Origin of the sequence: Synechococcus sp. R55.4, from assembly GCF_047461935.1 — a bacterium.
Lineage (GTDB): Bacteria > Cyanobacteriota > Cyanobacteriia > Thermostichales > Thermostichaceae > Thermostichus.
The window spans coordinates 1-26672 of the sequence record NZ_JANSIF010000048.1 but is presented as its reverse complement, the minus strand read 5'-3'; the positions used below and the strand labels follow the sequence as shown (position 1 = coordinate 26672).

23 protein-coding genes are annotated in these 26672 nt (G+C 58.4%); 12 read left to right on the top strand and 11 right to left on the bottom strand.

What is annotated here, in order from left to right:
- Nucleotides 1-452 precede the first annotated feature (452 nt).
- The 3 genes from purD to NW842_RS11010 all read right to left on the bottom strand — a co-directional run bounded on the left by purD (nt 453) and on the right by NW842_RS11010 (nt 4399).
- Nucleotides 453-1748 (bottom strand): phosphoribosylamine--glycine ligase, encoded by a 1296-nt coding sequence (gene purD, locus NW842_RS11020; protein ID WP_414418030.1) that lies wholly within the window; start codon nt 1746-1748, stop codon nt 453-455.
- Between the two features lie 102 nt (nt 1749-1850).
- Nucleotides 1851-3026, bottom strand: coding sequence for a glycosyltransferase (locus NW842_RS11015; protein WP_414418029.1), 1176 nt, complete (start codon nt 3024-3026; stop codon nt 1851-1853).
- A gap of 83 nt (nt 3027-3109) precedes the next feature.
- Nucleotides 3110-4399: an HD domain-containing protein gene (locus NW842_RS11010; protein ID WP_414349558.1), complete on the bottom strand. Its 1290-nt coding sequence runs from the start codon at nt 4397-4399 to the stop codon at nt 3110-3112.
- 160 nt (nt 4400-4559) lie between these two features.
- Here NW842_RS11010 and NW842_RS11005 point away from each other — a divergent pair, with 160 nt between their 5' ends.
- Nucleotides 4560-5561 (top strand): SGNH/GDSL hydrolase family protein, encoded by a 1002-nt coding sequence (locus NW842_RS11005; RefSeq protein ID WP_414374034.1) that lies wholly within the window; start codon nt 4560-4562, stop codon nt 5559-5561.
- A 29-nt stretch (nt 5562-5590) separates the two neighbouring features.
- Here the strand turns inward: NW842_RS11005 and NW842_RS11000 are convergent, their stop codons facing one another.
- Together NW842_RS11000 and dapA are read right to left on the bottom strand one after the other, a co-directional pair.
- On the bottom strand, nt 5591-7426 hold the full coding sequence (locus NW842_RS11000) for a ribonuclease J (RefSeq protein ID WP_414374032.1): 1836 nt from the start codon (nt 7424-7426) through the stop codon (nt 5591-5593).
- A 232-nt stretch (nt 7427-7658) separates the two neighbouring features.
- Nucleotides 7659-8579, bottom strand: coding sequence for a 4-hydroxy-tetrahydrodipicolinate synthase (dapA, locus tag NW842_RS10995; RefSeq protein ID WP_414374031.1), 921 nt, complete (start codon nt 8577-8579; stop codon nt 7659-7661).
- A 275-nt stretch (nt 8580-8854) separates the two neighbouring features.
- On the opposite strand from dapA, the gene NW842_RS10990 reads away from it, so the two are divergent.
- Nucleotides 8855-9481 (top strand): nitroreductase family protein, encoded by a 627-nt coding sequence (locus NW842_RS10990; protein WP_011431721.1) that lies wholly within the window; start codon nt 8855-8857, stop codon nt 9479-9481.
- Between the two features lie 51 nt (nt 9482-9532).
- Here the strand turns inward: NW842_RS10990 and trpD are convergent, their stop codons facing one another.
- A complete protein-coding gene (gene trpD / locus NW842_RS10985) occupies nt 9533-10564 on the bottom strand; it encodes an anthranilate phosphoribosyltransferase (RefSeq protein WP_414418028.1) in 1032 nt (343 codons plus the stop codon).
- A gap of 171 nt (nt 10565-10735) precedes the next feature.
- Between trpD and trmFO the strand changes: the two genes are divergently transcribed.
- The 9 genes from trmFO to NW842_RS10940 all read left to right on the top strand — a co-directional run bounded on the left by trmFO (nt 10736) and on the right by NW842_RS10940 (nt 21664).
- Entirely contained in the window at nt 10736-12115 is a 1380-nt protein-coding gene (trmFO, locus tag NW842_RS10980) for an FADH(2)-oxidizing methylenetetrahydrofolate--tRNA-(uracil(54)-C(5))-methyltransferase TrmFO (RefSeq protein ID WP_414418027.1), read from the top strand.
- 110 nt (nt 12116-12225) lie between these two features.
- Entirely contained in the window at nt 12226-13437 is a 1212-nt protein-coding gene (locus tag NW842_RS10975) for an acetate kinase (RefSeq protein WP_414418026.1), read from the top strand.
- Between the two features lie 137 nt (nt 13438-13574).
- On the top strand, nt 13575-14042 hold the full coding sequence (locus NW842_RS10970; protein ID WP_414356936.1) for a hypothetical protein: 468 nt from the start codon (nt 13575-13577) through the stop codon (nt 14040-14042).
- Nucleotides 14043-14571: 529 nt separating this feature from the next.
- Entirely contained in the window at nt 14572-15114 is a 543-nt protein-coding gene (locus tag NW842_RS10965; RefSeq protein ID WP_414374025.1) for an FHA domain-containing protein, read from the top strand.
- Between the two features lie 175 nt (nt 15115-15289).
- Nucleotides 15290-17311, top strand: coding sequence for an FHA domain-containing protein (locus NW842_RS10960; protein ID WP_414382798.1), 2022 nt, complete (start codon nt 15290-15292; stop codon nt 17309-17311).
- A gap of 246 nt (nt 17312-17557) precedes the next feature.
- Nucleotides 17558-18010 (top strand): hypothetical protein, encoded by a 453-nt coding sequence (locus NW842_RS10955; protein ID WP_414388642.1) that lies wholly within the window; start codon nt 17558-17560, stop codon nt 18008-18010.
- A 121-nt stretch (nt 18011-18131) separates the two neighbouring features.
- A complete protein-coding gene (gene ispE / locus NW842_RS10950) occupies nt 18132-19067 on the top strand; it encodes a 4-(cytidine 5'-diphospho)-2-C-methyl-D-erythritol kinase (RefSeq protein ID WP_414418031.1) in 936 nt (311 codons plus the stop codon).
- Between the two features lie 154 nt (nt 19068-19221).
- Nucleotides 19222-20577 carry an acetyl-CoA carboxylase biotin carboxylase subunit gene (gene accC / locus NW842_RS10945; RefSeq protein WP_414332260.1) on the top strand — a complete coding sequence of 452 codons (1356 nt, stop codon included), beginning with the start codon at nt 19222-19224 and terminating at the stop codon, nt 20575-20577.
- 94 nt (nt 20578-20671) lie between these two features.
- The gene (locus NW842_RS10940) at nt 20672-21664 is read left to right on the top strand and encodes a tyrosine-type recombinase/integrase (protein WP_414418025.1); all 993 of its coding nucleotides are present in this window, start codon (nt 20672-20674) and stop codon (nt 21662-21664) included.
- A gap of 164 nt (nt 21665-21828) precedes the next feature.
- On the opposite strand, the gene NW842_RS10935 is transcribed toward NW842_RS10940, so the two are convergent.
- From NW842_RS10935 to NW842_RS10920, 4 genes are all read right to left on the bottom strand, one after another.
- Nucleotides 21829-22842 carry a hypothetical protein gene (locus tag NW842_RS10935; RefSeq protein WP_414418024.1) on the bottom strand — a complete coding sequence of 338 codons (1014 nt, stop codon included), beginning with the start codon at nt 22840-22842 and terminating at the stop codon, nt 21829-21831.
- Nucleotides 22833-23435, bottom strand: coding sequence for a J domain-containing protein (locus NW842_RS10930; RefSeq protein ID WP_083757641.1), 603 nt, complete (start codon nt 23433-23435; stop codon nt 22833-22835). The genes NW842_RS10935 and NW842_RS10930 overlap by 10 nt, the downstream gene beginning before the upstream one ends.
- A 96-nt stretch (nt 23436-23531) precedes the next feature.
- A complete protein-coding gene (locus NW842_RS10925) occupies nt 23532-23768 on the bottom strand; it encodes an ATP-binding cassette domain-containing protein (RefSeq protein ID WP_414344206.1) in 237 nt (78 codons plus the stop codon).
- A 193-nt stretch (nt 23769-23961) separates the two neighbouring features.
- Nucleotides 23962-24387: a hypothetical protein gene (locus tag NW842_RS10920; RefSeq protein ID WP_414331716.1), complete on the bottom strand. Its 426-nt coding sequence runs from the start codon at nt 24385-24387 to the stop codon at nt 23962-23964.
- A gap of 130 nt (nt 24388-24517) precedes the next feature.
- Here NW842_RS10920 and NW842_RS10915 point away from each other — a divergent pair, with 130 nt between their 5' ends.
- Nucleotides 24518-25153, top strand: coding sequence for an exopolysaccharide biosynthesis protein (locus NW842_RS10915; protein WP_414418023.1), 636 nt, complete (start codon nt 24518-24520; stop codon nt 25151-25153).
- Between the two features lie 35 nt (nt 25154-25188).
- Here NW842_RS10915 and NW842_RS10910 read toward each other — a convergent pair whose 3' ends face one another.
- Nucleotides 25189-26352, bottom strand: a complete 1164-nt coding sequence (locus NW842_RS10910) for an S-layer homology domain-containing protein (RefSeq protein ID WP_414418022.1) — start codon at nt 26350-26352, stop codon at nt 25189-25191.
- Nucleotides 26353-26672: the final 320 nt, after the last annotated feature.

The window sequence follows — 26672 nt, the reverse complement described above, 5'->3', positions numbered from 1 at the left end:
TGTACTTCATCAAAGCGCATTCCTCCCGACACCGACCCTACGGGTACAGTGCGGGGCTCCTGCGATTTCTAGCTGAATCTATTTGAGAGAGATAGTCTCCTCTGCCATGCGCTGCCCCAGACGACCACCCCCAACCCCTCTTCCACCCTGGGAGAGGAAATGCCTGCTCTAGGGGATCCGGGTCCGCAACAGTTCAAGTGGGCTAATGGGGGATCCCCCTCGAGAGGGGAGAGACTCAGCTCAGCAATATCCGTGCCTAGTCAAAGCAGAGGGCTATTGTTAAGGAATCTAAAGTAAAGTTGAGCTTTTGATATCACTGTTGCCGTCTTGTTACCGAAAGCGCTATCGTCTAAGCATCAAAGCTTTTTTCAAAGCTGCTTTATGGGCCCTGGAGGAGCGACCCCTCTGGGGCTTCTTCCATCCGGCTGCAGCTGAGAGGGCAAGGGATGGCTTTATGGGGTAGGGATCACTCCTCGGCGGACGGCAGGCCCCAGGGCGTGGCTGCCGATGTCAGAACGGTAGTAGGCTTTGGGAAACTGCACTTGCTCCACGGCTGCGTAGGCTTGGCGCAGGGCCTCGGGTAGGGTTGCCCCTTGGCCGGTAAGACAGAGAACGCGCCCGCCATCGCTCAGGAGCTGCTTGCCCGCCTGGCGGGTACCCGCGTGAAACACCAACGCCCCTGTAGCAGCGGCTGCATCCAAGCCGGAGATGGGGATCCCTCGCTCGTAGGCATCGGGATAGCCTGGGGCTGCCATCACCACGCAGGCGGCATAGCCGGGTTTCCATTTGAGCTGGATTTGGGCCAGCCGTCCTTCTATACAGGCCAGCAGCACCTCGTCCAAAGGGTTTTCCAGCAAGGGCAGGATGACCTGAGCTTCGGGATCCCCAAAGCGGCAGTTGTACTCCAACACGTAGGGATCCCCACTGGGCGTGATCATCAAACCGGCATAGATCACCCCCTGGTAGCGGATGCCCCGCCGTTGCAAAGCCTCCAGGGTGGGATCCAGGATCTGGGTTTGGATGCGGGCCAACCCTTCTGGAGTGACCAGGTGATCCGCAGGGGCATGAGCTCCCATGCCACCGGTGTTGGGGCCAGTATCGCCCTCGCCAAGGCGCTTGTAGTCCTGGGCAGGTGGCAGCAGCACACAGATCTGGCCATCGGTTAGAGCCAAAACCGACACCTCCTGGCCGGGGATAAACTCCTCGATCAGCACCTGATCGCCCGGCTTGGCCAGGGCTGCTTCCAGGGCTTGCACGGCTTCTTCCCGGTTTTGGGCAACGGTTACCCCCTTGCCGGCAGCCAGTCCGTCTTTTTTGATGACCACTGGGAAACTCTGGGAGTCGAGATAGGCCACAGCGGCAGATAGCTCAGCAAAGCCGGTAGCGCGAGCAGTCGGGATCCCCGCCTCTTGCATCAATTGCTTAGCCCAGAGTTTGCTTCCTTCCAGTTGGGCAGCGGCGCGGCTAGGCCCGAAAATGGGCAACCCTGCTGCCTGGAAGGCGTCCACGATCCCCTGCACCAAGGGCAGCTCTGGCCCTACCACCGTCAGGCGGATCCCTTGTACGGTAGCAAACCGCACCAGGCCTTCAATGTCGGTAGCCGCCAAAGCCACGGATTGACAGCGGGGCAGCTGCTGCATGCCGCCGTTGCCGGGGGCACAGTAGATCCGAGTAACCTGGGGAGACTGCAACAGCTTCCAGGCCAGAGCGTGTTCTCGCCCCCCAGATCCGATGACCAGAGCCTGCATGGTGTGCTATTCCGCTGTTTCTAAACCCAGCTTGCCTGTTTTCCGAACATCCCCCATTAGACCATGTTCTTGTACCATTTCTGGGGTGTTGGCGCACTCCGGTCAGTGGACGGCGAGAGAACGGCCCCGCCAAGTCCAGTTGCGGCCGGTGGTGGTGCGGATGGCCGAAGCCAAGATGATGGCCGCTGTCGCCCAACCCCCCACTGCCGTTAGCCACCAGTAGCAGAGGGGCAGATGCGCCCAATGCCGGAGCAGAAGCCGGATGGCCAATTGGGCCAGGATCCCTGCCAAGCTGGCCAACAGCACCTCCAGGGATCCCGTAGCCCCAGCCAGGATCACCCCCAACCAGGGCAAGCTGCAGATCCCCAAGACCGTACCCATTGCCAACACGGCCAAGGACCAGTTGCGCTCCAGGCCCAGGAACCAGTTTTTGGTCCACCCTTCCCAAAGGGCAGCCCCGTTGGCATACATGCGGCTGCGCACCCGCGGCCCTCCCAGGCAAATTTGCAGGCCCAACCCCTGGGCTTTGATCCGTTGCCCCAGGGCCACATCCTCGATCACCACATCGGCCACTCCGGCATGCCCGCCAACTTGCTCGTAGGCAGAGCGGCGAAACAGCAGGAAGGGACCAAAGGCAAAGGCTTTGGGGTTGTCGGGATCGTTCACGGCGGCAAAGTTGTAACCCACCGCCAGGATGGTCATCATGATGGGTTGCACCAGCCACTCCGCTAGGCAACCGCACACCAATTGCGGCCCTACACTCACCAAGCCGCTGCCGCTTGCCAGCAAATGTCCTAAGGCCGCTTCAATGGCACCGGATCCCAGCCGCACGTCGCAATCCAGAAACAGCAAGTAGTCGGCTTCTACGCGGGCGACGGCTTGGGCACAGGCCCAGTTTTTGCCCACCCACCTTTGGCCTTTGGGACGGGGATCCCCCTTGAGCAGGTGTAGGCGCGGATCTTGCCGTTCGGCAGCCAGGGCTTGGGCCAGCTCCCAGGTGGCATCCGTGGATTCATCGTCCACCAACCACACCTGTAAAGGGGCAGAGGTGCTGTCCAGAATGCTGCTCAGGCAGCCCACCACGTTCTCGGCCTCGTTGTAGGCGGGCACGATCACCGCCAGCCGCTCCATCCCGGCCGCGATTTCCCCTGCCTGTTCCGCCGGGGGATCCCTCAGCCAGGGGGAAGCCCGCAACGCTCGCCTCAGTTGCAGAGCCACTAGGGCAATCGCCAAAGCTGTTAAGGACAATACCCCCGTTAGGATTTCTCGGATCCCCACTCCTGCTTCCCTCGTTGTTTAGATGTGCTCAGGAACAGATTCCCACCTCTAATGCTCTAGCTCTGGGATGGCCCAATGATTTTCTAGGCAGACAAAACCCCCTCTACGATATCGCCATAGGGCCGGGGAAAGATTAGCCAGACCTGGCGCTGGGTTTCCACCAAGGCACGCACCAAAGGGGAAAGATGGGCAATTTCTTCATAGCCACGCTCGGTTTTGAGCTGGATCCCTTGGTCATAAAAGCTATAGCCCTGGACATGGGCAGAGCGGATGCCCAAGTAACTTTCAGGATCCAGCCCGTCCTGCAGCATTTTGGCCTGCACGGCGGCCACCAGGGTTTGGCGTTGTTCCTCAGACAACTGGGTAATGTTGCGGGCCTTGAACAAATCCCGCTCCAAGTAGCGCCGCGACAGATCCGCCAAGATGGGATCCTTCCCCGACATGGCCCAGAGGCGCATGGGGTAGCTGAAGATGATATCGTCGGCAGCCAAGTAGAGGGGGAGCGGCAACTCGAAGGGATCCCCTTTTTGAGCCGCCAGCGAGGCCCAGCACCAAGCGCTGAGGATGGGATCCAGCTCAATCTCCCCCCTTTGCAGGAGCGCCTCTGCCCGCCTGAATAGCCGCTCCAAGATAAAACGGGCACAGAGGCTCTTGGGGTGCTGGTACACCTGGGTGTACATGAAATAGCGCACCACCAGGTAGTGCTCGATGGCCCCCAGGCCTTTGCGGGCGGGGATGGACAGGGATCCCGTCTCCGGGTCATAATCCAGCACCGTTAGGATGCGATCCAAGTCCAGGTGGCCGTATTGGGCACCCGTGAGCAGGCTATCCCGCATCAGGTAATCGAAGCGGTCGCAGTCCAGTTGGCTGGAGATGAGTTGCCCCACCAGCGGCAGGGGAAACTGCTTCTGCAGCACTTGCTGCATCTGGGCCGGCAGTTGGGAATCAAACTCCGCCAGCAGCGTCCTCACCTGGGGATCCTCCCGGAGAATGCGGGCCGTCCAAACCTCGTGCCGGCAGCCGAAGATCTCTTCCCCGGCATGGCTAAAAGGGGCATGGCCAATGTCGTGCAGCAGAGCCGAGGCCAAGGTTACCGCCCGATAGGGACGCAGCTCCGGGTGGCGATGGGCCAATTTGTCGAACAGCCGCCGCGTTACCTGCAGCACCCCCACCGAATGGGTAAAGCGGGATCCCTCTGCCCCGTGGAAGGTAAAAAAGGCCGTGTCCAACTGGCGAATGCGGCGCAGCCGCTGAAAGGCCGGTGTATCGATCAGGCGAATGAGCAGAGCCTCAACCGCGTCCCCTCCATTCAGGCTGATGGCGCCATGCAGGGGATCGTGGTAGGTGCGGGACTTGCAAAACCGTAGCGGCATACTCCCACCATACCTCGCCAATTTTGGGATCCTTGGCTAGCCTGGCTGGGGGTGCTTCCCGCCTCGCCCTATCTATGCCCGCTTTCCCATGCCTCTCTCTGCAAAGGATGCCAGCACCCGAACCCCAGAAAACTCGACTCCAAGACAACAAGACAGCTGGGTGTTCCTCCTCTCCCTGCTGATTTTGATACTCAGTTTGGGGCTAACCGGCTGCTCTGCCAGTTCTGGATCCCCTGTTGTGCCCAGCCCACCCACCCTCACCCGCTACGTTGCCCTGGGAGCCAGCGATGCCGTTGGCTACAACGCCTCCATTTCCTGTGATGGCCCAGCCAACGCCGCCAGCACTCGACCCCAGCGCTCAGAGCCGTTGGACTGCCCCAATGGAACGGGCTATGTGCCCCGCCTGGCCCGGTCTTTGCCGGCCCCGGTTGAGCTGGTCAATTTGGGCCGTTCGGGAGCGGTGCTCAGCCCCGCCATTCAAGCCCTGAGGCAGGGGATCCCGGCCAATTTGCTGCAGGACCAAGTGCCGCGCATTCCCCCCGATGCCACCCTGATCACCATTTGGGTGGGCGGAAACGATACCAACGCCATCGCTCTGGCAGCAGCTCAACAGGCTCTCCGAGGTGAGGATCCCTTGCCCTTCGTCGATCAGCAGATCCGACAATTCGCCGCCGATTACCAAACCCTGCTGCAAGCGGTGCGTGCCCGTGCCCCTCAAGCTCGCCTGGCGGTGGCCAACCTGCCCAACTTCGCCCTGATCCCTCTGGGTCAGCAGCAACCCAGCAGCGTGCGCCAACTGCTCTCCCTGATCTCGGTTGGCCTCACGCAACGGGCCATCAACCCCTTAAGCCAACAGGGGATCCCAGTGGTGGACTTGCTCTGCGATCCCCGCTCCTACCGACGCGAGTCCTTCTTTCCCGGCCCGCTGGCCGACGGCTTTCACCCCAACGACCGGGGCTACGCCGATTTGGCCGATGCCTTCTTGAGCGCCCTTCGGCAACCGCTCCCTCCCCAAACCCGCTGCCCTCCCTTTAGCGAGGTGGGATCCCTGCAACCAGATGCGGCGGCAGAGTCTGCCCTCCGCAGTTTTCTCACGGATGGATACAAGCCGGCACAACAGGAAGGATCCTTGCGCTCGGCAAGGGATCCCAAAGGCGCTTAGACGATCCAGCCACGGAGAACGGGCCAGTTTTAGGAAGCAGCTACCGCTGCCGAGGAACGCCGCCGCCGGCCCAGAGCACCCGCTACCGGCTCCGGTTGGGTTTCCACGCTCAGGGAAGACACAGACTCCTCTTCAGGGGATTGCACAAAAACCGCCACCGTGGGCTTGCCGGGCAATTGTTCTCGCAAGAAACGGCGCACCACCCGCTCCACTTCGCCCTTAAGGCCGGCCCAGTCGATGTCCAGGCTGCCCCGCTCCAGCGAGCGAGCAAATTGGGGCCACGCTTGCCGAAGGGTGTTCTCCAGAAGGGGTTTCAGGTCGGATCCCTTGAGTTGGTTCCCTTCCCCCGCCAAGCCAAAGGTTTGCACCTGCGGGGTGCAGAGCAACTGGCCGCTGCCGTCCAGGCTGATCACCACCGTCACCATGCCATCTTTGGCGATCTGCTGCCGCTCCTGCATCATCTCATCCATCACCACTCCATCGTGGGAAGCGGCGATCATCTGCAGGCCAGAGGGGACGCGGCCCGTGATGGCAATGCGCTCCCGGTTCACCTCCACCACATCGCCGTTGTCGATGATTACAATGTTTTCCCGCGGGATCCCCATGCTCATGGCGGTTTCGGCGTGCTTGACCAGCATGCGGTATTCCCCGTGGGTGGGAACGAAGAACTTGGGGCGGGTGAGGGCAATCATCAGCTTCTGGTCTTCCTGGCAGCCGTGGCCGGAAACGTGCAGGCCCTTGTCTTTGCCGTAAATGACATTGGCTCCCAGCTCCATTAGCTTGTCAATGACCCGCGAGACTGCGATCGTGTTGCCAGGGATCGGGTTGGCCGACCACACCACCGTGTCTCCTGGCTTGATTTGCAACTGCGGGTGCTCACCGTTGGCGATGCGGGTAAGAGCAGCCAGCGGTTCTCCCTGGGATCCGGTGGTGAGGATGATCACCCGGTCATCCGGCAGGCTGTTGATCACATGCATCGGCTGCAGCGTCTCGTCCTTGCAGCGGATGTAGCCCAAGCGCCGCGCATGAGCCACCACGTTTAGCATGGAGCGGCCCAGCAGAGACACCACCCGACCTTGCTGTTCGGCGATCTGCAGCACCAAGTTGAGACGATGTACCGAAGAAGCAAAGGTGGTGATGATCACCCGTCCCTTGGCTCCCGCAATGGCCTTGGTGAGACCGGGCACCACTGAGGCTTCAGAGGGGGTGAACCCCGGCACTTCCGCGTTGGTGGAGTCGCTGATCAGGCAGAGCACTCCCTTTTCCCCATGTTCGGCCAACCGCTGCAGGTCGAAGTACTCCCCATCCACGGGGGTATGGTCGATCTTAAAGTCGCCGGTCTGAATAATGACGCCCACAGGCGTGTGCAGAGCCACCGTAAAGCTATCGGCAAAAGAGTGGGTGTTGCGAATGAATTCGGCAAAAAAGTGCTTACTCAAGGGAACGATTTCACGGGGGCCAACAGGACGCAGCTCTGTGCGGTTGAGCAGGCCCACTTCCCGCAATTTCTCTTCCAGCAGCGCCAGCGCCAATCTGGGGCCGTAGATGACCGGAATATCAAATTCCCGCAGGTGATACGGGATGCCACCGATGTGATCTTCGTGGCCGTGGGTAACCACCATCCCCCGCACTTTGTCGCGGTTTTGCTTGATGTAGGTCATGTCCGGCAGCACGATGTTCACGCCGTGCATGCTCTCATCGGGAAAAGCCAAACCGGCATCCAAGAGGATAATGTCGTCCTCGTAGCGGAAGGCCCATGTGTTTTTGCCGATCTCCCGCTCGCCGCCCAGCGGAATCATCTGAACGGAAGAGGTGGATTGTGGGATTACAGAACGAGAAGCAACTGAAGAACGTGGTGTTGGCATATGGGTTTAGATCCTCAACAGTAAAAAAACAAAAACAGAAATGGGCACAAGCTATCCCCAACAAGGCTGTGGGTGAAAGCTGAACTCAGCCGCCGCAACTTATTTGCTTCCCAAGCTGGGAAAGAGCTTTTCGGGGAAAAAGCCACTTACCCACAGGTCAAACGCCACAAAAGAGCCCCTTGCAAACCCCTGAAAACCGTGGTCATGGCAGAAGCAAAGCCTAAAAATGCAATCATGAAACTTTCGTCGCCATTTGTTCGGATCCCTTCGATTCAGCCAGTAGGCCCATCTCTTCAAGCACCTGTCGCAAAACCTGCAGAGAACTGGGCTGTAGAGGCGCTAGGGGAAGGCGCGCCCGACCCACTCGCCAACCCTGCATCTCCAATGCGGCCTTAATTGGAACTGGGTTGGTCTCGATGAATAAAACCTTGAACAACGGAAACAGGCGCAGGTGGTGGGCCAAAGCTTGACCGTGTTGCCCCCTGATGTAGCTCTGGATCAGCTCCTGCAACTGCAACCCAACCAGGTGGCTGGCTACACTGACCACCCCGCTCCCCCCCAAAGATAGGAGCGGCAACGTCAGAGAGTCATCCCCCGAATAGATGGCGAAACGCGAGGGAGTGAGTCGCCGAATTTCCGAAGCTACATCCATCATACCACTGGCTTCTTTGATGGCGACAACCGTTTCCAATTCTGCTAATTGGGCTACAGTCTCCGGCTGTAAACTGGCCCCTGTCCGACTGGGAATGTTGTAGAGCAAGATGGGCAGGTCACTGGCTTGGGCGATGGCCTTGAAGTGCTCATAAAGGCCGGCCTGGGTAGGCTTGTTGTAGTAGGGCACCACCTGCAGAGAGCCATCCAAACCGAGTTGAGCGGCCTTTTTTGTGGCTTCAATGGCCTCACGGGTGGAGTTGGATCCCGTCCCGGCGATCACCTTAGCCCGACCGGCTACGGCATCTCGCACCACGCGGAACAGCTCATACTCCTCTTGCCAGGTTAGGGTGGGAGATTCGCCTGTGGTGCCACAGACCACCAAGCCGTCACTGCCGTGGGTTGCCAAGTAATCGGCCAAACGAGCGGCCTCATCGTAGTTAAGCTCCCCCTCATCAGTAAAGGGGGTAACCATGGCCGTCAGCACTCGACCGAAGTTCACCGATTGCTTCTCCCCATCAACCACACCAATCCGACGATTAACCGGGCGACCCAGATGAGACCAGTTTGTTTTTCCATCATACCTGCCTTTGCGTTAGGGATCCCGCTTGCCTGCCCTGCCAAGGCCCAGTTTGTGCCTCACCCGGTTGCCACAGGCTGGATAAAAGGGAGATAACAAAGAAGACAGACCGTTTGAACACGGAATGTATAGCCATTTGCCAATCCTGCCCCTACCTTTGGGGGGAGCAGCCTTTCTACCGACACTTGAGGATCCCTATGGACGCCCTAACTGCCCTGAAAGAGCGCATTTCCGCCGACAAATTGGATCCCAGCCGCCGTTTATCGGAAGCGGAGATCCGAGAGCTGGTGGCTTATGCTACGGAAGCTCCTTCTTCCTTCAACATTCAGCACTGGCGGTTTGTTGCGGTCACCGACCCGGAAGACAAAGAGCGCCTCAAATCTCTGGCCTACAACCAACAGAAGGTGGCGGATGCATCGGTGGTGTTTATCATCCTGGGGGATCTGCGGGGGTATGAGAAACTGCCTGAAATTGTGCAAAGAAGCGTTGCTGCCGGGATCCTCCCCCCCGAAAAAGCGGAAGGCTGGGTGAACATGGCCCAGGCAACCTATCTCCACAATCCCACCTTGGCGCGGGATGAAGCGATTCGCTCTGGGGCGATGGCTGCCATGGCGCTGATGATCGCGGCTCAGGCCAAGGGTTTGGTGAGCGGGCCGATGATCGGCTTTGATCCGGAAGGGGTAAAGCGGGAGTTCGGCATTGCCGACCGCTACGTGCCGGTGATGCTGCTGGCGGTTGGATATGCGGCAGCGGGTAACCTGCCGCGCAAGCCTCGCTTGGGGGTGGATGAAGTTCTGGCCTTTGGGCGAGGGCGGGAGTTTTAGCCCTAGGCTCAGGTGGGATCCCTGTCGCCCTCTCCTGGGCTCCTACCGGCATCAAGCCTTGAGAAAATGAACCAGCTGTTGCAAGCGATCCCAAGCGGCACCCCTGGCGAGAATCTCGCGAGCTTGGGCGATCCCGGCTCTCCAATCGGGGGCCACTCCGGCCACCTGCAGGGCCAAAGCAGCATTCAAGGCCACCACATCCTGCTGGGCAGGCGTCCCGGATCCCTGGAGAACTTGGGTGAGGATGGCGGCATTTTCCGCCACATCCCCCCCCTTGAGAGCTTGGGTGGGTGCCAGGGTCAGCTCGTAATCTGCAGGGTTCAAGACTTCCGTCCGTACCAGCCCACCGGACAGGATGCCCAGATCGGTGGGTTGATCCAGACCGGCCTCGTCGAGACCTTCGCAGCTGTGCAACACAATGGCCCCTTCCCGTCCCAACAGGCGCAGGGCCTCTGCCATTACCGGCACCAGCTCCTGGGCGTAAACCCCGATCACCTGGCGGTTGGGATAGAGGGGGTTGACCAAGGGCCCCAACAGGTTGAAAATGGTGCGAACCTTGAGGGCCCGCCGATAGGGGATCACCGCCCGCATGGCCGGGTGCCACTGGGGAGCAAACAAAAAGGTGATGCCCACTTCCGCCACAGCCGCCCGCACCCGCTCTGGCTCAGCCCCCAAGTTCACCCCCAGGGCCTCCAGCACATCCGCCGAGCCGACCTTGCCAGAGGCGGAACGGTTGCCATGTTTAACCACCGGGATCCCGGCTGCACTGACCACAAAGGCCACCGCCGTGGAAATGTTAAAAGTGCCGGCCCCATCGCCGCCGGTGCCACAGGTATCCACCAGGAGAGGCAAGTCCAGCGGGGATCCCAGCGAAGCCCGCTGTAGCACTCGTGCCATGCCGGCCAGTTCACCAGCGCTCACACCCTTGGCTTGCAGGGCCGCCAGAATCGCCCCCGACACCACATCTGGCACTTGGTTCTGGAGCCAACCGTTCATCAACTGTTCAGCTTGGGCTTCGCTCAGAGATTGCCGATCCAGCAACTGCCCCAAAAGCTGTGGCCAAAGGTCAGCCGTTTCCGTCATGGGTCGGGATCCTGGGTGTCAGCGGGTACTTATAGTAGCGTATCCCGCCTCTGGGTCACTTGCCTCGTGCAGGTCGGGCCATGCTGATGGTTGGTATAGTGGGTCTGACCTGGGCCGTTTCCGGCCTCGGCAGGGTGCGTTCTATTCTTCTCTTCCCTCCCGGAGGTTGTGATGAACCCTCCAACTAACCCAAGGGCTTCCAGCCCGCTTGCACGAGCGGGAGCCTTTGCCCCCATCCATGTTGTGGGCGGGGGGTTGGCGGGGACAGAGGCCGCTTGGCAAATTGCCCAGTTAGGAGTGCCTGTCATTCTTTCGGAGATGCGCCCCGTGCGCCAGAGCCCGGCCCATCACACCGATCAGTTGGGGGAGCTGGTGTGCAGCAACTCCTTTGGGGCTGCGGCCAGCGATCGGGCGGCAGGGCTGCTCAAGGAAGAACTGCGACAACTGGGATCCCTGGTGATCGCGACGGCGGATTGCCATGCAGTGCCGGCAGGAGGGGCATTGGCGGTGGATCGGGCCCGCTTCAGCCAGGCTCTCACGGAAGCCATTCAAAACCATCCCCGCATCACCCTGCGCCGGGAGGAAGTAACGGAGATCCCGGCAGGCATTGCCGTCCTCTGTACCGGCCCTCTGACCAGCGATCCCCTGGCCAAGGCGCTGCAAGCTTTTACGGGCCTGGAGTACCTGAGCTTTTTCGATGCTTCTAGCCCCATTGTTACCGGGGATTCCTTGAACCGGGCGGTGGTGTTTCAGGCTTCCCGCTACGACAAGGGGGAGGCAGCCTATCTCAACTGCCCCATGACGGAGGCGGAGTATGAACGGTTTTGGCAGGCACTGGTGGAGGCGGAGCAGGCACCCCTCAAGGATTTTGAACGAGAGGAACGCAAGTTTTTCGAGGGCTGCTTGCCGATTGAAGAAATGGCGCGACGAGGCAAAGACACCCTCTGTTTTGGCCCCTTGAAGCCGGTGGGGCTGGTGGATCCGCGCACGGGATCCCGTCCTTATGCGGTGGTGCAGTTGCGGCAAGAGGACAAAGCAGGGCAGTTGTGGAACTTGGTGGGCTTTCAAACCAACTTGAAATGGGGAGAACAGCAGCGGGTCTTTCGTCTCATCCCTGGCCTGGAACAGGCGGAGTTTGTCCGCTTTGGGGTGATGCACCGCAATACGTTTTTGAATTCCCCCCAGCTTTTGTGGCCGACCTTGCAATTCCGTCGCCGACCCACGCTGTTTGCCGCCGGCCAGTTGGTGGGCACCGAGGGCTATGCCTGCGCAGTGGCAGGGGGATGGTTGGCCGGACAGAACGCCGCCCGCTTGGCTCTGGGGTTGCCTTTGATCACGCTGCCCCCCGAGACGATGATGGGATCCCTGTTTCAATTCATCAGCAGCGCGGATCCCAAGCATTTTCAGCCGATGCCGGCCAATTTTGGGCTGCTGCCGGATTTGGAGGGGCGCCAGCTTCGCAACAAGCAGGAGCGCTATGGCCGTTACCGGGATCGCGCTTTGGCTGCTCTGAGGGCGACTGGGTTGGTGCGCCAAGTGCAAACTGCCTAGGGGAGGCCCAGGCTGGAGCGTGTTACCAACGGTTGCAGTCCGAAGTCAAAGTCGAGATTGAGCGTTAGCTTGAAGTCGATAAGCCTTGCGAAGGCCGACGAAGACACGCTGTGAATATTCTGGTCGTCAATGCCGGTTCCAGCAGCCTCAAATCCTCCCTATTTCTGGCGGTTGAGGGAAGGGTGGAGGCCACGCCCATCTGGCAAGCCCAGGTGGATTTCACCTACAAGCCGGGGGAGGCCCTCATCCAGACCCGTCGGCGAGGCGGTGGGTGGGAACCTTTTCCCTCCGTTTCACCTGAGAGGGGGATCGGCCAATTGGCCCCGCTGTTTCAAAGCCTCTGGCAAGGGGAGGGATCCCTGCTCTCCCAGGCGGCTGAGATCGGCGGCGTTGGCCATCGGGTGGTGCATGGGGGATCCCTGTACCGGCAGCCTACCTTAATTACACCGGAGGTGGAGCGGGCGATCGAGCAACTGATCCCCTTGGCTCCGGCCCACAACCCTGCCGCGCTAGCCGGCATTCGTCTGCTGAGTCAACTGTTGCCCGGGATCCCTCAGGTGGCCGTTTTCGACACCGCCTTCCACCAGCAAATGCCCCCGGCAGCAGCCCTCTACCCCCTCCCCTATGCCTGGGCTGAACAAGGGATCCGCCGCTACGGGTTTCATGGCATTAACCACGAGCATTGCGCCCGTCGCGCTGCCGAGATCTTGAACCGACCCCTGGAAGAGTTGCGGCTGATCACCTGTCACCTGGGCAACGGCTGTTCGTTGGCGGCTATTCGCGGGGGCAGAAGCGTGGATACCACCATGGGCTATACCCCTCTGGAGGGCTTGATGATGGGATCCCGGTCGGGGTCGGTGGATCCGGGCATTTTGATCCATCAGTTGCGCCAGGGCATGAGCGTGGATGAACTGGATCGGATCTTGAACCGAGAATCAGGGCTGAAGGGCGTTTCCGGCCTAAGCAGCGATATGCGGGTTGTGTTGGAGGCAGTGGAGGCAGGCCATGCCCGGGCGGAGCTGGCTTTCGATCTGTTTGTCCACCGTCTGCGCAGCCAGATTGGGGCAATGCTCATGAGCTTAGATCGGCTGGATGCGCTGGTGTTTTCTGGGGGGATTGGGGAAAACTCAGCACCGGTGCGGGCGGCAGCCTGTGCAGACCTAGGTTTTTTGGGGATCCAGATCGACCCGGTTTTGAATGCCGGATCCCCCCGCAACTGCGATATCAGCACCTGCGATGCTCCGGTGCGGGTTCTGGTGATCTCAGCCCAAGAGGACTGGTCCATTGCCACAGCCTGCCAAAGCCTTTTGCAAGGGGAATAAGCGAAGGATCCCAGGCCGCTGCTTGCCAGGTTCTCTCCTTTCTGCCCACTGGCTTGGTGAAGATCAACCTCGGACAATAAGCTCAAGAAAGAAGGTCTTTTGAGACTCCTTTGGGATCTTTTGGGGATGGAGAAGAGATGATGCAGCGGATACATGAACGGATCCCAGTGCTGGTGCTGCTGAGCAGCGCTCTGGTGGGGTGTGGGGGTACAACCGGCAGCAGCAATCTTCCGCCCCTGCCACCTCCCATACCTGCTCCGTCCCTCACCATTACCGATCTCTCCCCGCGCACCGTCTCGGTGGGGCAAACCCCGACCTTTGTGGTGTCTTTCCGGGTAGAAGCCCCTGCCGGGATCCGGGGTTCCAACGCCTTTTTGGCTTCCGTCACCACCCCACTCGGCAATTTCGTAACTCTGGGAGCTTTTGATGCCGCTCAGTTGCCCGGCTGCTTCGTTGGGGCGACCACCTGCACCGTTACAGGGCTGACCCTGACCCAGAATCGCTTTACCCTCACTCAAACGGGATCCCATCAGCTCACCATCAGTGTGTTCGATCGGCAGGAGCGGCTGGGCAGCGGCAGTTTCACATTTACCGGAGTGCTTTGAAAACGGTTTGGATAAAGACACAGAGGATACTAGTCTTGCAGGATCCCCAGAAACTCAAAACTCACTCTAGGCCCTATCTCTCAGGTGGATTTCTGAGGCTTCCGGCCAAGGGATCAGGCCACCTCGGTCAAACTTGAACGGCCTCGCCGTTCCTGAGGAGATCGAGTTTTGTTGCTTCAAATCGGGTGGGGATAAAGTCGAGTATGTAGTCACTCTAAACATCATGGTCTAAACATCATGAATGAAACCTTTCCGTCTGGCTCCCCTCTCCCTCTGGAAGAGGAGCTGAGGGTGGTCGCGGAAGCGGCGCGGAGCGTTTGGGCACGGTCTCCAGCAGGAATGTAACTCGGAGATCCCAACTCAGGTGATCCGGATCAGCGCAAGCCTTTGGTCAGGGGAGTAGGTTATAGTTATCCAAAAAGATAACAATTTTGACGAAAAAGACATCTTCTGCTTTCCCCAAGCTGACCTTTCGATATGCTGAAGCCGATCTAGGGAATGGAGGCGCTGAACTGTGGAGAATGGGATCGTGTGTCAACTCACTTTAGAATGGACCGAGGCCGACCGGCGCCGATCGCAAACGGTTTCGCCTGTCCCCTCTAAGCTGGTTACCATTGGACGGGATCCCAGCTGTGATGTGGTGCTCAATGACCCAACTCGCTCGGTCTCAGGAGTTCACGCCGGGCTTTATTTTGATCCCAAAACCTTAAACTTTCACATTCGCAACTTAACTCGGGATCGTTTGCCTCCTAAGCAGCCCAACCCTGTCTGGGTGAATGGCCGAAAAATGATTCAGGAGGAGCCTGCGCTTGAGGCCAATAGCCAAATTCAGTTGGGGCACATTGTGCTGAGGGTGAAGTCTATAGAAGTGGCCAGGAAGGATCAGGGGGATCTCCTCAGCCGCGGCACTTTGGACACCCTCAAGGTTAAGTGCAGCCGCCTGGAAAACCCTCACTACCTGCCCCCAGAATATCAGGGTCAGAATTGTCCCTACTGTGGACATTTGGTCTTGAGCGCTACCTTGGTGATCCCTCCTCCAGAAGCTGGCAAAGCCCCACAACCTCCTCTCTAGAGGACCAACCCTTTCTATTCTTCTTAATTCTTCTTACAGATCCCAGTGGCTGATCCAAGTCCGTGGGGGATAGAAAAAAGGGATCCCGGGCAAACCAAAAGTGACCTGTGAGGTCGCGTTGTTCTGGGTTTTCTCAATGGCTCCATCATGATTTTTATAAAGGTGAGCAGAAGCTATGCAAATTCAACTGAGCTGGGAAGATCCCATCACCGAAGAACAGCAGGAGCTGATTTTTCCATTGCCTCTTGCCTTGGGCAGGGAGCTGGCCCAATTGCCACAGGAATGGCAAGGTCGAGAAGTGGCGCGGGCTGTGTTTGCCAGCCAGGAGATCTCCCGTTATCACGCCCTCGTCTATCTCGGTGAGGATGGCCAGGTCATCTATGAAGATCGCAGTGCCAACGGCAGCCGCATCAATGGGGAAAAAATCCGTCAGGCACGCCGGGTGCTCCAGGGGGGAGAAGTGGTGGAGCTTGGCCCCTACAGCATCACCGTGGGTTTGGTGTCCCCCAGGGATCCCAATGCCACCCTTCTGACCGCCACCCCTACTCTTTTGCTGGAGCCGCGCACCGAACTGATTCGCCCGGCCACCCAACCCGACACCGCATTTGAGGTTCCCCCGGCTTCCACGGTGGTTTTTGCCCCAGAGCAGCTTCCCGAGGTGCGGCCTGGCTCGGATTTTCCGCCGCCGGATTTGTTTCGAGCTGAGCAAATTGCCCTGAGCGCCCTCAAAGCCACCGGACTACCTGTGGAAGAGACCCTCTATTTGGCCTTGGGCGGCGGTATCGGCAGCTTTGTCTGGGTGGATACCCTGCGCATCTACGGGGTCAGACCGGAACACATCCGCGTCATCAGCATTGCCCGCAAACCCTACGAACGGTATGAACGGCTTTTGACCAACTGCCAGATCCCCCGCTGGAAGCGAATTCGCTCTGGCTCCGATTCTTGTCCAGACAACATTTGGGGCTGGCCTGGCTATGCTCTGCGGGATGCTTGGCGTTCCTTTTTCTCCGGCCGATTGTTGGAAGCATTCGGCTTTTTGTGGCAGGTATTTAGTGAGCCCTTGTTGGCAGATACCTATACGCCGCGGGCGGGGGATGTATTTGCCTCAATGGATCGGGAGGCAGCCCGAATTGGTTGGGAGCAAATGTTGTGTTACGGCCATATTCGCGCCATTCGCAAAACGGAGGATGGGCGATATGTGGTGGCCTATTCGGCAACGCGGCCCGGCCATACGGATCACCGTTTTATGGTGGCCAAGTATCTCCATTTGGCAACTGGATATCCGGCCATCAAGTTGCTCAACGACCTGCAGGAGTTTCGCGAAAAAACAGGAGATTTGAGATCGGTGGTACACGGCTATGAGCCTCATGATCACGTTTATGAGCAGTTGGAGAAACAAGGTGGCACCGTCCTAATTCGGGGATTTGGGATCGTCGCCTCTCAGGTGATGGAACGCCTTTACGAAGCCCGCAAAGTCAACCCCCGCATCTCGGTGGTGCATCTGAGCCGTGCGCCCAAAAGCGGTAATCGCTTCGGACGAGCCAAACGGGCAGTGGATAACCATTGGGAGTTTCAGCCCTTCAACTGGCCCAAGGGCACTTGGGGAGGAGTTCTGCGTGCCAAATTGGAAGCGGCGACCCCCCTGGAACGGCGCGAACTGCTGGAAGCTTGGGGCGGCACCACGACAGCAAGTCGGCGGAAATGGCGGCGGATCGTGCGGCAAGGGTTGCGAGAGGGCTGGTACTCGATTGTGTTCGGCAAGGTGGAGTCGGTGGTTCCCGGCGACAAGGGTAAGCCGGTAACCTACATTCGAGGTACCCACAACAACACGCAATTAAAGGTGGAGGCCGATTTCGTTATCGACTGTACGGGTTTGGTTTCGGATCCCATGACCAATCCTCTCCTCAACGATCTAATTACCCACTACAACCTGCCCCTCAATCCTCACGGGCGCTTGCATGTCTCCAACGACTTTGAGCTGGTGGAGATGCGCAACCGGGATGGGCGAATGTACGCCGCTGGGATCATCACCTTGGGCGGGCCCTATGCGCCGGTGGATACGTTTTTGGGTTTACAGTACTGTGCCCATCGCTCGGTGGAACACCTGGCTCGACTGCGGGCACCGGGGGTCAAAGGCTTAGAAGGGATCCGATCCCTGTGGCAATGGTGCAAGTGGGCCCTAAACATCAGCCCCTAGCTTGCCGACATTGGGCAACGCTCCTGGATTTTGCCGGATGTTTATGGTTATCAACGCTATTGTTGGCGACACATCATGGCTATTCCCCATCCCGTTGAACCTGGTGAAAGGGGTGTTGCGTTGATCCCCAACTCTTCTATACCAAAGGGGGAAGGGTTGGGGGTGAGGGCCAGAAGGTTCCCTCAAACAGACTGGGAGCGACACGGATCCTGATGATCTCGATAGGCAAAACTGCTGGAGGAAAAGATGACTCCGACCCTGATTGGCCGCTGGCAAACTCGCATTTTCTTATTGGCCACCGTTGGTGTTTTGGCAAGTTTACCCTTTTATTTTGGGATCACCGGACATGGCGGCAGCCTCACCTATTTTTGGGTATTGCTCTACGTGGGTCTGTTTGGCTGTGTTTGGGATGTCGTTTATAACTATCTGATGGGGTGGATGTGGGATCACGATTGGCCTGGGATCCTTCAGCTTTTGGCCGGCATTTGGGAAGGGCTTTTTTTGGGTACAGTCTTGAAGGTGGTGGGTCTTCCTTATATCCCAACCCAACGGTTTGATTTGGGAGATTTTATTCTCCACTACAGTGTGGTCTGGGTTTGCCTTTACCTCAGCGCTTGGGTGGTAATGCGCATTTTGTTTCCCCGCTGGCGCTTTCGCGGTGGAGAGTGGCTGGGGCCATGGCCGCGCTCCGGCAGCTAGAAAGGGGATCCATTGCCGTTAGAATCGGGCTGGGAGACCTCCCCGGATAAGTCTGTGTTTTGATCAGGTCTGTACAGGCTAAGGGGAGTTGAGACTTGTTGCTGACCCAGATTTTCACCCCATGCAAGCCTGTACCCTGATTGCCCGCGCCAAGATCAACCTCTACCTGGAAATCCTCGGATCCCGTCCTGACGGGTATTCAGAGGTGGCGATGGTGTTGCAGAGCATTCATTTGGCGGATCGACTGCAGTTGAAGAGCCGTCCTCACGGGATCCACCTCACCTGCGATCATCCAGAAGTGCCCACAGATGCCCGCAACCTCGCCTATCAAGCCGCTGAGCTGCTGCAAAAAGAGTGTCACTCTTCCGCCGGCGTGGAGATCCACATCGAAAAGCACATTCCGGTGGCAGCAGGTTTGGCGGGGGGCTCGGCTGATGCGGCGGCGGTTTTGGTGGGGTTAAACCAACTGTGGGGGCTGGGCCTGACGGTGGGAGAGTTGCAGAGTTTGGCAGCCCGCTTGGGATCCGACATTCCCTTCTGTATCCAGGGGGGAACGCAACTGGCCACCGGGCGCGGGGAAGTTTTGGAGCCGCTGGCCGATTGGGAAGGGATCCCTGTGCTGCTGGCCAAGCCCAAGCACCTGGGGGTTTCGACTGCCTGGGCCTATCAAGCCTTTCGTTCTCGCCGGGAGATCTTGGGAGCGACTGCCCCATCTGAACCCGCGCTGCCCACCTTGCCGCAGGCGTTGGCGGCTCTCAGCCGTCAGGATCCGCCGGCGTTAGCCAGGAGTTTGCGCAATGACTTGGAACAGGTGGTTTTGCCGGAGTATGCAATTGTAGGGGAGCTGCGCCAAGCTCTTCTCTCGGCGGGGGCCCTGGGATCCCTGATGTCGGGGTCAGGGCCAACGGTCTTCGGGATCATGCCCAGCCTGGAGCTGGCCGCCCAAGCGCGCGACACCCTGCGTCGCCAGTTTCAAGATGTGGAGTTTTGGGTCACGCAGTTTGCCCCCACCGGGATTCTGCTGCAGCCGGATCCCTGTAGCCTCAGCCCCAGCTAGGTTGTCGGCTGGATTGGCCGGATGCGGGATCCCCACCAGCCTTCTCTATTCTTCCCTCTGGTTGGCATAGTAGGATGAGCACCTAAACTTAACCTTGCGTTCACAGACTGCTGGCTTTAGCGGTCAAGTTATCTCTCTGCTCTGAACCTCCCTCATGCCGCCCATCACCAAGATCCTGATCGCCAACCGGGGTGAGATTGCCCTGCGCATCATCCGCACCTGTCAGGAAATGGGGATCCGAACTGTGGCCGTTTACTCCACTGCGGATCAGAACTCCCTGCACGTCCAACTGGCGGACGAGGCTGTTTGCGTAGGAGATGCCCCGGTGGCCAAAAGCTACCTCAACATTCCCAACATCATCTCGGCAGCCCTCACCCGCGGGGCCACTGCCATTCATCCGGGCTATGGGTTCTTGGCGGAGAATGCCAAATTTGCCGAGATGTGTGCCGACCACAACTTGATCTTCATCGGCCCCTCGCCAGAGGCGATGCGCAAGATGGGCGACAAGGCCACGGCCCGCGAGACCATGCAAGCGGTGGGGGTGCCGACGGTGCCGGGCAGCCGCGGGTTGATCACCTCTGAGGAGGAGGCAGTGAAGCTGGCGGAGAAAATCGGCTACCCCGTGATCATCAAAGCCACCGCCGGTGGCGGGGGGCGGGGTATGCGGGTGGCGCGGGATGCCCAGGAGCTGCTGAAGATGCTGCGCACCGCTCAGGGGGAAGCCCAAGCAGCCTTTGGCAACGGCGGGGTTTACTTGGAGAAGTTCATCGAGCGCCCCCGTCATGTGGAGTTTCAGATCTTGGCGGATAGCCAGGGCAATGTGGTGCATCTGTACGAGCGGGATTGCTCCATTCAACGGCGGCATCAAAAGCTGTTGGAAGAGGCCCCCAGCCCGGCTTTGACTGCAAGCTTGCGCGCCCGCATGGGAGCAGCGGCGGTGAAAGCGGCCAAGGTGGTGAATTACGTGGGGGTGGGCACGGTGGAGTTTTTGCTGGACAAAAATGGCCAGTTCTACTTCATCGAGATGAACACCCGCATCCAGGTGGAGCATCCGGTTACTGAGATGGTGACCGGGCTGGATCTGATTGCCGAGCAGATTCGCATTGCCCAAGGTCAACCCCTCACCTTTCGCCAGAAGGATGTGGAGTTGCGGGGCCATGCTATCGAATGCCGCATCAACGCCGAGGATCCCAAGCAGCAGTTTCGGCCTTGCGCTGGCACGATCAGTGCCTATTTGCCCCCTGGGGGGCCGGGGGTGCGCATGGATTCCCACATCTACACCGACTACACCATTCCCCCCTACTACGATTCGCTGTTGGGCAAGCTGATCGTCTGGGGGCCTAACCGGGCAGCAGCCATCCGCCGCATGCAGCGGGCTTTGGGGGAATGCGCCATCACTGGGGTGCCCACCACGATCCCTTTCCACCAGCAGATCCTGCGCCACGAGGCTTTTTTGCGGGGCGAGGTGTACACGGATTTCATCACCCAACACCTGCTGCCCGGCCAGTAGCCATCGACTCTCAGGTCGGGATCCCTCTCTGGACAGCAGCTGGCCACAAGTTGAGGATAAAGTTAAGGGCTAGCAGAGGGATGGAGGTGGCAGGATGAGGGAGCCTCGATCGGGCTGGGCTCAGGAGACCCATCCCCAGAGTCAGCCGACTGGCCCTGTTCCCAGCCTCAGCCATCTGGCGGCGCAATTTTTGCAGGAGCGGCAGCGGGATCTGGCCCCTGCCAGCCGCCGTACCTACCGCATTGCTCTGGAGCAGTTTGCCAAAACTTGCCCGGTGCCGCTGCCCCAGGTGCAGCCTGCCCACGTCCAGTCCTTTTTGAACAGCTTGAAAGGGCGACCATTCCAAAGCCGCTCTGGCCAGCGGATCCATCCGCCCGCTTCCCCGGCCACCTACAACCTCAAGCGGTTGGCCTTGCAACAATTTTTTGAATGGGCCAGGCAACGGGGTTACCTTCAGGATCCCCTGCCCACTCAAGCCATTCGACCTGCCCGCCTACCCGCTCGTTTGCCTCGCGATCTGGATCGGTTGTTGTTGCAGCGGGTGTTGCAGCGGGCCCAAAACCATTCTCTGCGCTACGCGGCTTTGATTCGCCTGATGCTGGAGTGCGGGCTGCGGGCCCAGGAGCTGTTGGACTTAACCGTTCAAGATTTTCAAATCAGCCCTGAGGGATCCCTGTTGGAAGTGCGCTGTGGCAAGGGGAGTAAACCTCGCGCTGTGGCAGTAGGGGATCCCCTCTCCGAGCTGTTGCAACAGTATCTGAGCCGAGAACGGGGCCCGTGCGCGCCGACGGATCCCTTGTTTGTTTCCCAATCTCGCTGCTTGGCCTACCGGGGGCGCCCCCTCACCTACGATGGCCTGCGGCATATTGTGCTCAAGCTAACCGAGCCTGAGCCGGGACATCAAACCCCCCACCAGTTTCGCCACAGCTTTGCCACCTTGTTGCTGGATCGCGGCGTTGCCCCCGAACATATCCAGCACCTGCTGGGCCACACAACTGCCGCCATGACGATGCGCTACACCCAGCGGGCCAACTTGAGAGCAGCCATCGCCCGTTCCCGCGAGATCTTAAATCAGGGCTTGGTTTAGGGATCCCTTAGTGTGCTATGGCCTCTATTGTTTCAAGTGAGACAGATGCAGATTGCTCGAAGAAAGAGGGATCCCCAAAAAGAGATCAAGGATCCTCAAGGACGGACAAACCTGACTAAGGTGGTTGGAATGACCTGAAAACAACCGATAACCAATGGGTTATTTCAAGTTACACGCTGGAGGGGAATGTAGAGCACATGCTCTCTCCCCTTGCCAATGGGCAACTGCGGCCCAAGACTGGCCTTCTGTTGTCCCAACCAGATGATCAGGTTTTTGTTCTCAGGATAGTATTCCAAAACATACTTGATGAAGTCATCAATTGTACATGGCTCGTTGAAACCTCCCATCCACTGATGAAAGTGGCTATGCACTTCGCTGGCTATAGTAATCAGGTTGGAAGGATTTGCTGCAATCTTTGGATAGTGCGCTTCAGAGTAGAGATGGTGAACCGTTAGGCTACTGGCTGTTTTTCGAGTAACTCTACAGAGATTTTTATCCCTTCTTCTTGCAAGCTCTTTTGCTCTTTCTATCTGCCTTTGTCTATCCTGGATTGTCTTGACGATTGCCTGAATCTGGGGTTCAATGCGTTCGCCAACATCTCGACACCAGTCTTTTCTGTGGTTTTGCTTGAGGACTTCTACCATAATCTTGGCAAGCTCATAGATGCCTCGCAAAGAGAGGTAGACAGTGTCGTCGTTGCCAAAGCGTGTGTAATGAACGTCTTTGATGAGTTTACTTTGTTTTGATGCAATCTCAAGCGCTTTCTTAAGGTAATCAGTTCGAGTTCCAAAGATCGTCACAACATCTTGAAGAGATAGCCAAAACTGATCTTGTCTTCTGACCAGAGAGGAGCTGTTTTCGAGGATCCTATGATCCACCAGAGCCTTCTGCCTCTTGCGATACTCTTCCTTGAACCAATTCCTAATGCTTGTGTCTGTAGAGTACTTACGACCTTGCTCTGACCTAGACCTTAAAAAGGATAAAATGGCGTAAGCACCAGACTGCGTGTATTCTCTCAGCCCCGAACTTTTGTTGATAACGCGATAGTCTTTACCTTCCACCAGTTCCCACTCATCATCAGGGATACTGTCAAAGTAGGCTTCAATCTCCCTGAGTTCCTCAAGGCTGATACCCAAAAATTCGGCGAGCTTGTTTGAAGAAACATAGACTATAGCCATTGCTCAAATTTCTCCGTAAGGCTTTTGTAGAAGAGAGTCAATCGCTGGAAAATTTTGTCATCCCCGGTTGGAGAATCGGGATGGTAGATCTTGCTCAGGCGATAAAAGGCAGCTTTGATGTCCTCATTGGTAGCTCGATCGGGGTCAAGTCCAAAAACCCGCCATGGCAAGTCGTACTTGAAGATGTTGATCCCGTTGATGCAGCCATACCCCTCTTCCCCCTCTTCGTTGGGAAGGATCCCGATGTGCTGACGATAAATGCGCTCCAAATCGTCTATGTTGGATAAGCTCAGCTTGCCCATGCCGCTGGTTGCCAGTTTGAAGCTGGCTGACTTTCTCAGCTCGGCTGCGTTTTTAACGCCAAAGTGGTTGTAAATCGCTTTCTGCAGCTCTTTGACAGACAACCGAGGCGGTGGCTGTAGCTGCCTGACCACAAACCGCGCAAAATTCTCCAGGAGTTCCTTAGAGATGCCGTAGGTATCGGAAAGGCGCTGGATTTCTGCAGCAATCGCCCCTTGCGGATCGGGCTTGGTCTCTTCTCTTGAGGTTGCCCTAGTTGTTTTTGGTTTTGTGCTGGCGGCTTTTTTGGGCATGGCTTCCCCTCAAGTCAGTGATGCCAAGTGTAGATCCGCACAAAACTTATAGGCTGTCTGTGAATTTATTTGCACAATGATGCAGACAATCTTAGGTCAGTGTAACAATGTTGCCGGTACCTGTAAAGCTTTGCACCACATAAGCTTCGCCATACCGATGCCCAGTTGGATGGCTTGGTGTGGGGAGCAGATCCGCACTGGGCGGCCCCGCAGGCGAATCTCGCCAGCATCCGGCTGGTAGAGGCCCGCCAGCATGTTCATCAGGGTGGTTTTCCCGGCGCCATTCTCCCCCCGGAGAGCGTAAATCTCCCCGGCCCGTAGTTCAAAGTCCACGCTAGAGCGCCCCCAGCTTGCCTGTTCGGTTGAGTTCCCCCGCCAGGATCCCTACCAGACAGGCTCTCTCATAAAAAGGCTGATCATAAATGGAAGGCTCTCTGAAGAAAGAGGTACACAGGTTGAGTACCACCTTTCCTTGGCAGTGAACGTATTTCCGGCTACTTTTCAGCGCCAACTTGGGGGCGACCTCTCAGCTTTTGGGGATCAGCCGCTTCGGACAGGCAGTACGGATGTGGGATTCGCTCAGGTCGGGCATGAGAGCCAAGGCCCGTTGGGCATCAATCTGGGCTTCGCACACCGCCTCCAACACCTGTTCGGCCATCAGGGAAAGGGGCATATCGGCAGTTTGTTCGGGATCGGTATCCAGGGAAATTTGTCGGACTCCCACAGGGGGGGGTGGTAACACCGGCGGAGCTGCCTGCGGGGATAGGGTGGTGGAAGTGCCCACCTCCAACTGCGCTTCTGCCAGGGCCACACCGTGCCCCACTATCAGTAGGGATCCCAGCAACAGGAGCCATCCCAGCCCACGCCCCCCTTTGCGGAACTGAGTCGGAGCCTTCTGCTGTCGCTCAAGGCTGCTGATGTTTACGGCCCTCTTGAACCTGTCACCGAGCATGTCACCTCTCCAAAACCACCCCTTTGCTCAAGATATCCAACACAACTTGAATTTGCAGTAGGCTATCGTTGGCCCTCCAGGTAGTGCCCACCCGTTGCCAAACTTTGCCCGCTCCAGCCCTGCCCCCTCTATGGCCCGTCTGTCTCAAGAGCTAGCCCGGTTTTCCCGCCTTCCCGAGAGCCCAGAGCAACCCGAGCCCTCCCCGGAAGGGTTGATCCGCATCGAAGACATTCTAAAACTGGCGGGCGAGCGCAGTTTTGGCTTGTTTTTGGCGGTGCTCTCTTTCCCTTCTGCTTTGCCTCTGCCGGCTCCCGGCTATTCCACTCCCTTTGGCGTGGTCATCCTGTTGCTGGCCGCACAAATGCTGGCAGGGCGAACCACTCCTTGGCTGCCGAAATGGGTGTTGCAGACCTCTATTGAACGGAAGCATTTTCAAAAGTGGGTGCAGGCTGGGATCCCGTGGCTGCAGCGTATTGAAAACATTGCCCGTCCCCGCTGGCGGCAGCTCTGCACCACACGGCTCGGCCAAGTCTGGCTGGGCACCTGGATTGGCTTGATGGGGATTTCCATGATCATCCCCGTTCCAGGCACCAACACCCTGCCGGCGATGGGGGTTTTCGTCACCGCCTTTGGCCTCCTGGAAGAAGACGGGATCCTGTGCAGCTTGGGATCCCTGATCTGTGTAGCAGGAGGACTGCTGACCACTTCCATTTTGATCGGCCTGTGGTTGGGGGGAACAACCCTTTTGGATTGGCTGGGGAGATAGCCGTGCCGACACCGCTTATTCCGGCCTTGCACCGGTTATCGGGATGTCGGGGCCAGCGCCAGATCCTGAGTGAGGCGCAACTCGATCACCTGATTGGGATCCAGCACCACCACCTGTGGTGCCGTTACATTGCCAATTACCGCTCCGGCCACCCCTGCCCCCAGCACTTCCTCTGTGGCAATGGCATTGTCTCCGGTTACCAAGCCGAGAATAGCGCCTGCTGCTGCACCGATGGCCGCATCCTGAATGATTTTGCCTGTGGTGGTGTAGCGGGGATCCTTGACATCGTGAATGATGTCCGATTGGGCAGCCAAGGGGAACAGTTGGTTGTTGACGATAATGCTTTCCGCCACAAAACGGGTGCCCCCTGGGGCCGGCTCAAAGCGGCCATCCACCCGTGAGCCAAAAGGCACCAGAATATCCCTCTGGGCGTTGCGAATCGGGTTGCGGACGATCAAAGACATGGGCCGGGTTTCGTTTGGGGCAATGAAGAGGCGCTCGTTGAAGGGGGTGGTGGTTTGCATCAAGGTGCCCGCCGCCAGCGTGGAAAGGCGCAGGTCGAAGCCCGGCTGGGAACCGGAGAGGGATCCCCCTGGGTTTTGCGCCACCAAGGATCCCCGGTTAAGCATGGCCTGGTGGGTGAAGGCTGCTACCTCGGCGCGAGTGGCGGGACGGTTGGGTTCCAAGAGCATCGGGTCTGGATAATTGACGATCAACCCGGCGCGGTTGGCTGCCGCAAGTTGTGCCAGGGCCCAATTGGGGATGGCTGCCGCATCTCGATAGCGGCTGAAGAGATCGCTGGGCTGAGCGGCTGGGATCGCTCCCGTGTTGCCAATGGCGTTGGTCAAAACCACCAGCGCTTCGGTGCGGGTAACGGGCTGTTCAGGACGGAAGGTGCCATCAGGAAAGCCTGCGACTAAGTTGTTGGCCGCTGCCGTCGAGATGGCACTGGCTGCCCAGTGGGTGGGGGGCACATCCCGAAAGCCGATAAAAGTACCGGAGGTATTGCGGAGGCGGAAAGCGGTATTGACAATGGTGGCAAACTGAGCGCGGGTCACCGGCTCATTGGGGCGGAAGGTACCATCGGGGAAGCCGTTCAACACTCCTTGAGCGGAGAGGGTCTCAATGTAGGCTTGGGCCCAGTGGCCAAAGGTGTCGCGGAAGGGAGCGGCCATGGCCACCTGGCAGTGGATGCCCAAGACAGCTCCCGATAGGAGTATGCCTGCTGCACGTGGATTTAAAAGAGAGGGAAACATCGTTCGTTCACCGAGTTGTCGTAGCGCCCATCGCTGGGTCGATGGCTACTTTTATTCTGGCTATTTCCTCAGTGATGACAATGACGGAAACCCTTGCTCTGAGGTAATTTGAGCGTTTCTAACCTAAGATTTGCAGCAAAACGCAACTGCAGAGGATTGATAAGGAAACCCCTAAATCTCTGTCGCGTCAGCTAGAAATCGCAGGAGCCCCGCACTGTACCCGTAGGGTCACTGCCGGGAGGAATGCGCTTTGATGAAGTACA